The sequence below is a fragment of the Actinoplanes sp. NPDC051411 genome, assembly GCF_040682075.1.
In the GTDB taxonomy this organism is placed as follows: domain Bacteria; phylum Actinomycetota; class Actinomycetes; order Mycobacteriales; family Micromonosporaceae; genus Actinoplanes.
In genome coordinates this window covers 1-9,375 of record NZ_JBFBAD010000231.1, presented here as the reverse complement: position 1 = coordinate 9,375, position 9,375 = coordinate 1, and the positions used below count along the sequence as shown (strand labels likewise).

The window sequence follows — 9,375 nt, the reverse complement described above, 5'->3', positions numbered from 1 at the left end:
GGTCGACCAGGACGCTCTCGCCCGGAAATTGGAGCGCCGGGCGGTCGCCGCCGGCTCGGCGGCGAGAACGACCATGGGCGTACGGCTCTTGGCCGCCTCGGCGATACCGGTCATCGCGTTGGTGAGGCCGCAACCCTGGTGCACCGAGACCAGGGCGGCGCGGCCACTGACCCGGGCGTACGCGTCGGCCGCCGTCGCCGCCCCGGCCTCGTGGCGCGTGGCCACGAACCGGACACCGTTGGCGACCAGGGCGTTGGTGACGTGGAAGTTGCCCGAGCCGACCACCCCGAAGACGTGGTCGGCGCCCAGCTCGGCGAGGGTCCGGCCGACCTCGTCGGCGACGGTGGTCATCGCTCGACGAGCGCGAGGACCCGGGTGGGGCTGCCCGAGCCGCCGACGATCGGCAGCGGTGCCGCGATGACGACCGCGCCGGTCGGCGGGAGCAGGCGCAGATTCTGCAGCTGGGTGAGGCCGTACTTCCCGGCCCCGAGGACGAACGTGTGGCACGGGAACGCCGGGTCGAACGAGTGGGCGGCGCCCGCGTCGGTGCCGACCGTCTCCACCCCGACCCCGATGATCGGCGCCTGTTCGGCCAGCCACTTCGCGGCCTCGACCGAGACGCCCGGGGTGTGCGGGCCGGTCTCGTTCGCGTTCAGGAACGCCTCCTGGCTGTTCGAGCGCGCGTCCCAGCCCGTACGGATGAACAGCCACCCGCCCGCCGGGAGCGATCCGTGCTCGTTCTCCCACGCCCGGATGTCGTCGATGCCGAGCAGGAAGTCATGGTCGCCGGCGACCCGGTGCGACACGTCGATGACCGCCGCCGGGGCGACCAGCTTCCGCGCCGCGATCTGCGAGACGTCCTCGCCGTCCTTCGCCGTCACCCAGTGCACCGGCGCGTCGAGGTGGGTGCCGGTGTGCTCGCCGGTGTGGATGTTGTTCCAGTACCAGGCCGGCCCGCGGTCGTCGTACCGGCTGATCTCCTGAAGGCTGAACGTCGCCGTGTCGGCGAACGGCTCCGGCAGCTTGAGGATCGGGGTCTCGGCCGACAGCGGCGCGGTCAGATCGACCACCTCGATCCCGCCGCCGCGGAGTCCGGACACCAGGCTCTGCAGAACGCTCATGGGCTCCCCACACTCTCATTCGTCCGCGCATCCTCGCGCATCCTTCGCCCGCCCGAAGATCGCCGTCCTGAGCGTAGTGCCGGAACCGCCGAAACCGGCGGGGCCGGCCGGAGGGGCATAATTGGCAGCATGACCATGACGGCGGGGCCCTGGGTCGCGCGCCGCGCGGTCGACGAGGCGAGCGCGGTCGCCCGCAGCGGGCAACCCGACGCGTTCCTGCTGCACTGGGCCGAGCGCGAGCTGCGCCGGGCGCTGGGCCGGTCCCCCCTGCTCGACGGCCGGCCGTACGAGATCTTCGGGCAGGGCTCGCGGGTCAACGGCACCTACATCGAGCAGTCCAGCGACATCGACCTGGTCCTCATGCTCAAGGCCCCGCTCGAGTCGGGCTGGGAGGAGTTCCGCGACGACGTGCTCGCCGTGCTGGGCGAGTCCTACCACGTGCGGATGGGCCGCCGGTGCGTCAACGTCGACGACCCCGACTCGCTGTTCGGCGAGATGGTCGACATCCTGGTCGCGACGGAATACCGCCTGGCGGGCGAGCAAGGGGTCTTCTTCCGCGACCAGCAGGGCCGGGCGATCGTCAACTTCCCGAAGCAGCACCGGCGCAACGGCGATGCGAAGGACCGGCGCACCGGCGGCCGGTTCAAGGAGGTCGTGCGGGCGGTCAAACGCGTCCGCAAGCTGGCCGAGCGGGAACGGATGCTCGCCGAGGGCACCGCACCGTCCTACCTGCTCGAGTGCCTTCTCTACAACGTTCCCGACGACGTCTACCGGACGCCCACGTTCGGGGAGGCCTACCGGGGCGCGCTCGGCTGGCTGCGCCGGTCCCCCCTCGACGATCTGCCGTGCCAGAACGGCATCAACCGGCTCTTCGGCCCGCGCCCCGATCAATGGGAGGCCGGCACGGCTGGAACAATCGTCGACGTCCTGCACGAGATCTGACGCCCGGGCGGTTGCCAGCATGACTTCGACGGCGGTGCTCGCGCCGGTCATCGCGATTTTCGGCGCCGCGCTCACCGCGCTGCTGACCTATGCGCTGAACCGGCGCGCCGCGCGCCGCGAGCGGCGGGCCCGGACGTTCGGTGAGGCGCTCAGCGTCGTCGAGGACTATGCCGAGATGCCCTATCGCATCCGGCGGCGCCCGGGCACCCTGGAGGGCCGCCACCAGCTCACCGAGGAGGTGAGCCGCATCTATTCGCGGCTCGCGTTCCACCAGGCGCTGCTCGACGTCGAGGCGCCCGCGGTCGCCGCGGCCTACCGGCGGCTGGCGAACGAGGCCAAGGCCGAGGTCGGCGAGCAGATGAAAGAGGCGTGGCAGAAGCCGGTCCGCACCACCGACGCCGAGATGAACCTCGAGCAGCACTACGACCGCCGGCGCGTGGACGCCGCCCGCAAACGCTGCGTCGAGACCATGCGGGCGGCGCTCGGCCAGGGCCCGCCGAAGCTGCCCGTCCGGCCTAGCGGGGCGGCGGAGTCGTCGTGATCAGCGCGGCCGTCACCGGGCCGGTGGTGGTCAGGTCGTACCGGTTCCGGGCCTTCGACCACCCGGCCGGGGTGACCGTGGTGCCGGCCTCGGCCGACGGATAGGCCTTGCCGTCGACGACGGCCGAATGGGCGCCGTCGGTGAGTTTCAGGCGGAGCGGCACGCCGGTGCGGCTGCTCACCGTGAGGTCGCCGAGCGGGCCCTTCACCGACAGCGGCACGCTGCCCTTCGCCGGCGGCAGGAGGATCGCGGTGTGGGCGCTGCCCCCGCTGAGCTGAAGGGCCGCCAGGCCGCCGGCCTGCATGTCGATGCTCTGCTCGTTGAGCCCGCCGGCCAGCCGGAGCGTCCACGCGACCCGGGAGTTGAGCTGGATGTCGGCGCCCCGGGTGCCGTCGTCGCCGGTCGGGATCAGTTCGAGCGTGGCGGCCTGCTTGGCGCTGGTCAGCCGGGGGACGGCGCTGCGGTCGGTGGTGGCGATGTCGTAGAGGGTCTTGCCCAGGTCGGCGCTGCGGACGTGCAGGACCGCGGACGTGCCGGTCAGGATCAGCGTGCGGGCCTTCGTCCTGCCGAGCGGGGCGGTCACGCGGTGGGCGGCGTCGGGCCAGGACGGCGCCGGCGCCGGCGACGACACGACCGGCGGGGACGGGACGACCGCCGCGTTCGCGTTGGCGCTCGAGCGGTAGGTGGGCTCGAAGGCGACCGTCTGGCCGAGGATGACGCCGACGGTGAGCGCGACCAGGACCGCGGTGAAGGCCCACAGGCGCCACGGGCGGCGGACGGTCTCCTGATAGACGATCACGGCCCGGGCGGCGACCTTCAAGGGCTCGACCGTGGGCAGGGTCTGAGTCGGCTCGTTCAGAACCGGCTGGGGTTTCGGCAGGTCGCCGAGGGTTTCCGGGCGGCGCGGCTGGGGCGGCACGCCCTCGTCGAACTGGCCGGTCAAGCTGGCACCTCCGCGTTCCGGGGCGCCGTGCACCGCCCACCCGTGTTACGGAAGACAGCCTAGATTGGATCGACGATCTTCGGTACGGCTGACACCGGTATTCTGCGCCGCCGCGCGGAACCGGCTCGACGACCGGGACGCGGGCGGCCGGTCGTCCGCGCGTACCGTCCCGGAGCTCGCCGCGGGCGAAGGCCGCGCCGCCGCGGGTTCGCCGGCCCGGCCATGTATCCGGCCCCGGCCGGCCCTCCCGTCATCGGCGAAAGGAGGGCCAACCGATGCCCGACACGAAGGAGGCCGGCGACGCCGGCCGGCTCGACCTGTACGACGATCAACTCCCGGCCCCGCCCCAGCACGACGGCGAGGACGGCGAGCACAGCGACCAGCCGGAGCCCGAGGAGGTGTCCGATGCGGTTCTCGATCACTGACTATTCGAAGAGCCCGCAGGACAAGGGCTGGGGCCACGGCTGGCCGGTCGACCGCTCGGCCGACATGCGGCGGGTCAAGGCCGACCGGTCCGGCACCAAGGTCAACGTCCACAAGCGGGTCGCCGCCCTGATCGACATTCTGCTCGACGAGACCGAGCGGCGCGGCTACAAGCTGCACCCGGAACAGTGCGGGGGCTTCAACAACCGGTCGATCAAGGGCAAGAACGTCCCCAGCCGTCACTCGTGGGGTCTCGCGGTCGACCTGAACTGGAACCTCAACCCGGAAACCTGGGACGGCAAGGCCCACACCGACCTGCCGTCGTGGGTACCCCAGTTGTGGGGCCGGTACGGGTTCGCCTGGGGCGGCCACTACAAGGGCGACCACCGCGACCCGATGCACTTCGAGTTCATGGGCTCGCCCGACGACGCCGACGACATGACGGCGCTCGCCCGGCACTCCGTGACCGACCCGCCGTCGGCCGGCAAGTACGTGGTCAAGAGCGGCGACACGCTGTCCGCGATCGCCGCGCGGCTGCGCATCGGCGGCGGCTGGCAGGCCCTGTACAACCTGAACAAGACGGTCATCGGCCCGAACCCGAACAAGATCGTCCCCGGTCAGGTGCTCAGACTGCCGTGAACTCGCCCAGCGGCCCGGGCAGCCGCTCGGCGTGCACGGTGACCAGGGGCCGGCGGGTGCATCCCCAGCAGTCGCATCCGGCCGGCCGTCTCCTGAGTGCCGAGTCGTAGGTCGCAGGTCCGGCCGAGCCGCACCCCGCTGAGCCGCATCGGCACCCGTCCCCGCAACAACCTCCCAGCTAGCCGGGCGCCCGCAGGGTGGGATCGTTGGGGGCCGCCACCCGAAGCCAGGCCTGGATCGAGCGGTCCTTTCTGATCTCGGCCGCCACCTCGGGATTACGGGCGGCCGCGTGGAGGTCGGCGAGTATCTCCGCCACCCGGTCGGGACCGGCCGCCGCCGCCATCTGACCGTCGATCTCGATACGGACGGCGGCCCGGTTCAGCTCGTAGAAGAGCCATCCGGCCTCACGGGCGGAGCCCCGGCTGGCGATCGCCGTCGTCATGGCCCGTTCCGACTCCTCGAGTTGGGGCGGGTCGCTGTACCGCAGGGCGTACGAGAGCTGACTGTGATTGCGGTGATGCTGCGGCTCGACCGCGACGAGGGCACTGAAGACCAGGATCGCCCGGTGGAGCTTGCCCCGCCCCTCCGCGGTCTGCTCGTCCGCCCGCCGCTGATTGCGGGCCATGGAGAACACTTGTGTCCGCACCATGGCGGATGCCTTCGTCAGAACCTCGACCAGCTGCTCGGGGGCCGGCAACGACGAGCCCGGCGGCGGATGCAGGGTCCTGGCCACCAGGCTGTACGCCTCCGCGTCCGCCGCTTGCTGCCGGTGCATGTTCGCCTCCACGACGGCGACCACGGCCGACCTGTCGGCCACCGTGAAGGCGTGCAGCATGAGCAGCCGCGTCAGCAGATAGCCGGCGAGGAAACCGAAGATCAGGAACATGATCAGAATGGCTCCGGCCATCACCCGATCCGACGGCCGGCCTCCGATTCCGGCGGCGATGTTGCCTATCAGGCGGCCGGTCGAGTCGCTGCTGCGTCCGAGCTGAATGAGCCCGACGCCGACCAGAATCTTGGTGATCCAGTCGGAGATCTGCTCAAGGTTGGTGTTGACCTGATAGCTGCGCTCGGCCCCGTCGTTCGGCTGGGCCAGGGCACGTGACTCCTGCAGGCTGCGCGGAACCCCGAAAAGGAACCCGATGAGGGCGCCGGTCGCCGCCGATGCCACGGCCGAAGCGACCAGAACACCGAAGATCGACGGCCGCGTAAGCCCCCGGTCGGCCGGGGTCGCCGAGTACAAGCCGATCAGCACGATGCCTACCAGTGCCGCGGCGGCGACCACGGCCTGAACCGCCCTGGCGATGGTCGGCTTCCGCCCGTTCGCCGATAGGCGGGCTTTCATGCCTCGTGCCCCCGCCAGCCCAGGCGCCCGCCACCGCCCAGGATGGTCGGCAGCACCGGACCGTCCTTCGTAGCGACCAGGCTGATGTCCTTGGCCGAGGTCGCGGTTCCGTACTGGAGCCTGACGTCGTGGGTCTCCCGGTCGGGGTCGCCCGGACCGGCGACCAGGCAGGTGTGCCCGTCGTCGCCGGTCACGACCAGACTGTTGGCGACCACGATCCAGCTACCTGTCATATTGACCAGCCGCTGCGCTCCGGAGGTCTCCCAGTGGTGGGGCCGGATCGGCCGTGCGAAGATCGGCACGAGCAACGTCGACACACCCACCGCGGCGATCTCGCGATCGAAGGCGAAGCTACTGCTGAGGTCTTCACAGATCAGCACGGCCAGCCGGACCCGTCCGAGGTCCAGGATGCCGAGCCGGTCGCCGGTCGCTATGTCCTCCTCCAGCCACCGGTCCCCGGGCGCTCCGGGAATCTTCCATTTGGCGGCCATCTCGCGGTCGATGGTGAATCGATGCATCTTGTCGTGCGTCATCAGAATCTGACCGCTGTGCCGATGAATGAGCACTGCGCGATTGAACGGTGGATTGTGGCCGCCCACCGGCCCGGAGCCGATCAGAAGATAGTCCAGCGTGCTCTCCGGCTGTGACGTCTCACGCGCGACGGCCTGCCACTTCTCGACTATCTCCTCGGACAGGCATCCTTCCGGCATCACACCGATGCGAACGCCACCTTCGTCCATCGCCCCGATGATCGTCCTCATTCGATCGACAACGGTCGGGCCGAGAGGGGCCGGAGAAAGACGGTAGGCGGCGGGATCCACATCCAGATCGATGGCAACCTCAAGCTCGTCGTACGTGGCGAGGAGAGGGGCGCACCCGACGGGCGCGGGATATTCAGGGTCGAGGGGCGCGACGCTGTGCCGGCGGACGCGGCGGTAGTCGAGGAGATCCAGCCCGGCTCCGGGCGGCACGAAATGGACGCGAAAGAAGTCGGCCTTCTGCTCTTCTCCCCGCGGCCTGGCCGGGTACGAGCACCGAGGCAGCAGCATGCCCGGGACCGCGGCCGGGTCGTTCAAGAACCCCGTCTGGGCATATCGGGTCGCAATGCGCTGGAGGGAACATTCCTCGATCGGAACGGCGGAGACGTTGACGTTGTCCAGCGCGCCGTCCAGACCGAGGAGAAGCGTGAAGAGATCGCGGTCGTCGAAGACCTTCAGGATATTCCGAATGCTTTCGTGATCGACTTGACCGTGCCCCAGAACGTCGATTTCTATTGCCTCGGCGCCGGCCCGGACGCCGGCCTCCTTGCGCCACCGCTGAATTGATCTGTCGCGTATACGACTATCCGGAAGGAAGTCGTAGAGCTCCATGAACAAGTGAGCCGGGTCAGACGACATACCACCCAGTCGATCCCACCGGAATTCAGCATCGTGGCCCATGATCACTCCTGACCGGCCAATCGATTTCGCATTGACAGACTATCTTCCGTAAAGCCGGAACGACACGCGCGCTCGGCCGGAAAGGCTGTCGGATGATCGGCCATGTGTACGCCTCGCGAAATTAATCTTCGGTGCTCACTTGACGCCACTTGACACCTCGTACATCCTGAGGTTCCAGGCGCCTTTCCTCCGAAGCACCAGGGAGCACGCGATGGATGGGACCTCGCAGGGCACCGAGAGACTCGCCGAGGTGCGCCGGCTGACGAGAGAGATCGTCGACCAGCCGGCCATCACCGATGGACACTTCAACGCGCTGGCGATGCTGGTCACCGACGCGTCACTCACAGGCGACGGCGCCACCCTCGAAGCGGCCCAGCGCGGACTGCAATGGCTCTTCCACCGGCATCCGGGTTCGAACGTGAGCGAGGCCGACCGGTCAGAAACCCGCGGCCGGCTCCTCGGCCTGATCGACGCCGCGCACTGGGCGTTGCAACGACTGCCGTCCGGTCTGCAACTGGGCCTTGATCCGAACAGCCACGCCGCTCGCTTCCTGGTCGCCGTGGCCCGACAGCCCGGCCTGTCGAACCAGGATCTCGCCCTTCGCCTCGGCGTGGACGAGACCGAGGTCAGCCGCGTCGGCCGTCGCCTGCTCTCTTCGGGTGTCGTCTGGCGCCGCCGGGAGTGGCGCAGCAACGCCTGGGACGTGACGCCTCGTGGCCGTCGTTATCTGGAGAACTCGCCCTTGGCGGAAGGGGCCGAGGCCCTGTCGGGGCCGCGCGCGGACCTCATGCTGACGCACGCCATAGGCGTGAAGGTCCTTCCCACCGAGATCACGGGCGTGCTGGTCGGTCGCGGCGCACGACAGATGGGCGAGGCTGTGGTGCGACATTTCACCGGGCCGGTCGACGTCGTGGCGGCTACGACGGTCATCGCCGAGCTGGTCCGGAGCCTGGTGGCGACAAATCCACATATCGGCGGTCCGGCACTCGGTCTAGGCGTCGAGATCGGCGGCCATGTCCAGTCCGAAACCGGTGTCGTCGTGAACGCTCCGGGCTACACCGGTGACTGGAACGGCGCTCCACTGGGCGACCGGCTCCGCCAGGAGCTCCGGATGCCCGTCATCGTCGACAACGACGCGAACGCGCTGGCGGTCTACGAGAGAGGATTCGGCGACCTGACCGGTGTCGACAACGCCGCGGCGGTGCTGGTGTCCGACGGCGTGGGCTGCGGCGTGATCGTCAACGGGTCGTTGGTGCACGGCGTACACGGGTCGGCGGGTGAGCTCGGCCATCTCCCGGTGCCGGCGGACCCCGGCGTCCCCGGCGAACCGGTGCCAGACGTGTGCCGGGCCGGCCACCACGGATGCCTGGAGGCAGTGGCCGGCATGACGACGATCGTGGAGCGCATCCGGTCCAGCCTCTCCCCCAGGGAGGTGCCAGACCTGCACGACGCCATGAAACACGCCGAAAAGGACTGGCCCGCTTCCGAGCAGACTTTCCGGCGGGCCGGCACGGCGGTCGGCGCGAGCCTGGCGGGACTGCAAAACCTCCTGAACCCGAGCCGTATCGTCGTCTACAGCCCCGAGGGACTCCAGCCGGACGACAAGCCGATCGGCACGGGATTCAACGAAAGCATGCTGCAGGCGATGCGAGTCAACGCCTTCTCCACCGCGTTCGACGACTGCGAAGTCACCTACAAGCGCTACGCGGCCGTGGATGGCGCCCGCGCGGCCGCGGCGATGGCGCTGCTTCGTCTGACTGTCATGGACTAGCTCCGCCGGCCCGCGTCCAGCAACTCCCCGGGGCTCCGGTCTACAAGCTGGACCCGTAAACATAATGACCATCTTGTAAAGCTGGAAGATCCGTCGCCGAAGGGCCAGCATCGAGGTATCGACGGCACACCGCCGCCCGGCCGTGACATCACCGACAAGCTCTGCTCGGTCCCCGTCGACGAACGCATGATCGCCGCCCTGGGCCCGAAGG

General features: G+C 69.7%; 10 protein-coding genes. 5 read left to right on the top strand and 5 right to left on the bottom strand.

What is annotated here, in order from left to right; all coding sequences use genetic code 11:
* Nucleotides 1–351 (bottom strand): thiamine pyrophosphate-binding protein (locus AB0M88_RS51935; protein ID WP_364115622.1); only part of this gene is annotated, 351 nt, incomplete at its 3' end.
* Nucleotides 348–1,121, bottom strand: coding sequence for a cyclase family protein (locus AB0M88_RS51930; protein ID WP_364115619.1), 774 nt, complete (start codon nucleotides 1,119–1,121; stop codon nucleotides 348–350). The genes AB0M88_RS51935 and AB0M88_RS51930, both read right to left, overlap by 4 nt.
* Nucleotides 1,122–1,250: 129 nt before the next feature.
* Between AB0M88_RS51930 and AB0M88_RS51925 the strand changes: the two genes are divergently transcribed.
* Entirely contained in the window at nucleotides 1,251–2,063 is an 813-nt protein-coding gene (locus AB0M88_RS51925; protein WP_364115617.1) for a nucleotidyltransferase, read from the top strand.
* A 19-nt stretch (nucleotides 2,064–2,082) separates the two neighbouring features.
* The gene (locus AB0M88_RS51920; protein WP_364115614.1) at nucleotides 2,083–2,604 is read left to right on the top strand and encodes a hypothetical protein; all 522 of its coding nucleotides are present in this window, start codon (nucleotides 2,083–2,085) and stop codon (nucleotides 2,602–2,604) included.
* Here the strand turns inward: AB0M88_RS51920 and AB0M88_RS51915 are convergent.
* A complete protein-coding gene (locus AB0M88_RS51915; RefSeq protein ID WP_364115612.1) occupies nucleotides 2,579–3,547 on the bottom strand; it encodes a hypothetical protein in 969 nt (322 codons plus the stop codon). The two genes, AB0M88_RS51920 and AB0M88_RS51915, sit on opposite strands and share 26 nt — an antisense overlap.
* Before the next feature lie 275 nt (nucleotides 3,548–3,822).
* Between AB0M88_RS51915 and AB0M88_RS51910 the strand changes: the two genes are divergently transcribed.
* Both AB0M88_RS51910 and AB0M88_RS51905 read left to right on the top strand, forming a co-directional pair.
* Nucleotides 3,823–3,972 carry a hypothetical protein gene (locus AB0M88_RS51910; RefSeq protein WP_364115609.1) on the top strand — a complete coding sequence of 50 codons (150 nt, stop codon included), beginning with the start codon at nucleotides 3,823–3,825 and terminating at the stop codon, nucleotides 3,970–3,972.
* Nucleotides 3,953–4,609, top strand: a complete 657-nt coding sequence (locus AB0M88_RS51905) for a M15 family metallopeptidase (protein WP_364115606.1) — start codon at nucleotides 3,953–3,955, stop codon at nucleotides 4,607–4,609. Before AB0M88_RS51910 ends, AB0M88_RS51905 begins: the two co-directional genes overlap by 20 nt.
* 178 nt (nucleotides 4,610–4,787) lie before the next feature.
* Here the strand turns inward: AB0M88_RS51905 and AB0M88_RS51900 are convergent, their stop codons facing one another.
* Together AB0M88_RS51900 and AB0M88_RS51895 are read right to left on the bottom strand one after the other, a co-directional pair.
* Nucleotides 4,788–5,954, bottom strand: a complete 1,167-nt coding sequence (locus AB0M88_RS51900) for a hypothetical protein (protein ID WP_364115602.1) — start codon at nucleotides 5,952–5,954, stop codon at nucleotides 4,788–4,790.
* Complete coding sequence (locus AB0M88_RS51895) at nucleotides 5,951–7,324, bottom strand: hypothetical protein (protein ID WP_364115599.1); 1,374 nt, start codon at nucleotides 7,322–7,324, stop codon at nucleotides 5,951–5,953. The genes AB0M88_RS51900 and AB0M88_RS51895 overlap by 4 nt, the downstream gene beginning before the upstream one ends.
* A 319-nt stretch (nucleotides 7,325–7,643) precedes the next feature.
* Here AB0M88_RS51895 and AB0M88_RS51890 point away from each other — a divergent pair, with 319 nt between their 5' ends.
* On the top strand, nucleotides 7,644–9,164 hold the full coding sequence (locus AB0M88_RS51890; RefSeq protein ID WP_364115596.1) for an ROK family transcriptional regulator: 1,521 nt from the start codon (nucleotides 7,644–7,646) through the stop codon (nucleotides 9,162–9,164).
* Nucleotides 9,165–9,375: the final 211 nt, after the last annotated feature.

Excerpts from the sequence above, each read along its gene's own strand:
- AB0M88_RS51920 (WP_364115614.1), top strand. The coding sequence starts at position 2,083 with ATGACTTCGACGGCGGTGCTCGCGCCGGTCATCGCGATTTTCGGCGCC.
- AB0M88_RS51930 (WP_364115619.1), bottom strand. The coding sequence starts at position 1,121 with ATGAGCGTTCTGCAGAGCCTGGTGTCCGGACTCCGCGGCGGCGGGATC.
- AB0M88_RS51905 (WP_364115606.1), top strand. The coding sequence starts at position 3,953 with ATGCGGTTCTCGATCACTGACTATTCGAAGAGCCCGCAGGACAAGGGC.
- AB0M88_RS51910 (WP_364115609.1), top strand. The coding sequence starts at position 3,823 with ATGCCCGACACGAAGGAGGCCGGCGACGCCGGCCGGCTCGACCTGTAC.
- AB0M88_RS51925 (WP_364115617.1), top strand. The coding sequence starts at position 1,251 with ATGACCATGACGGCGGGGCCCTGGGTCGCGCGCCGCGCGGTCGACGAG.
- AB0M88_RS51895 (WP_364115599.1), bottom strand. The coding sequence starts at position 7,324 with ATGGAGCTCTACGACTTCCTTCCGGATAGTCGTATACGCGACAGATCA.
- AB0M88_RS51900 (WP_364115602.1), bottom strand. The coding sequence starts at position 5,954 with ATGAAAGCCCGCCTATCGGCGAACGGGCGGAAGCCGACCATCGCCAGG.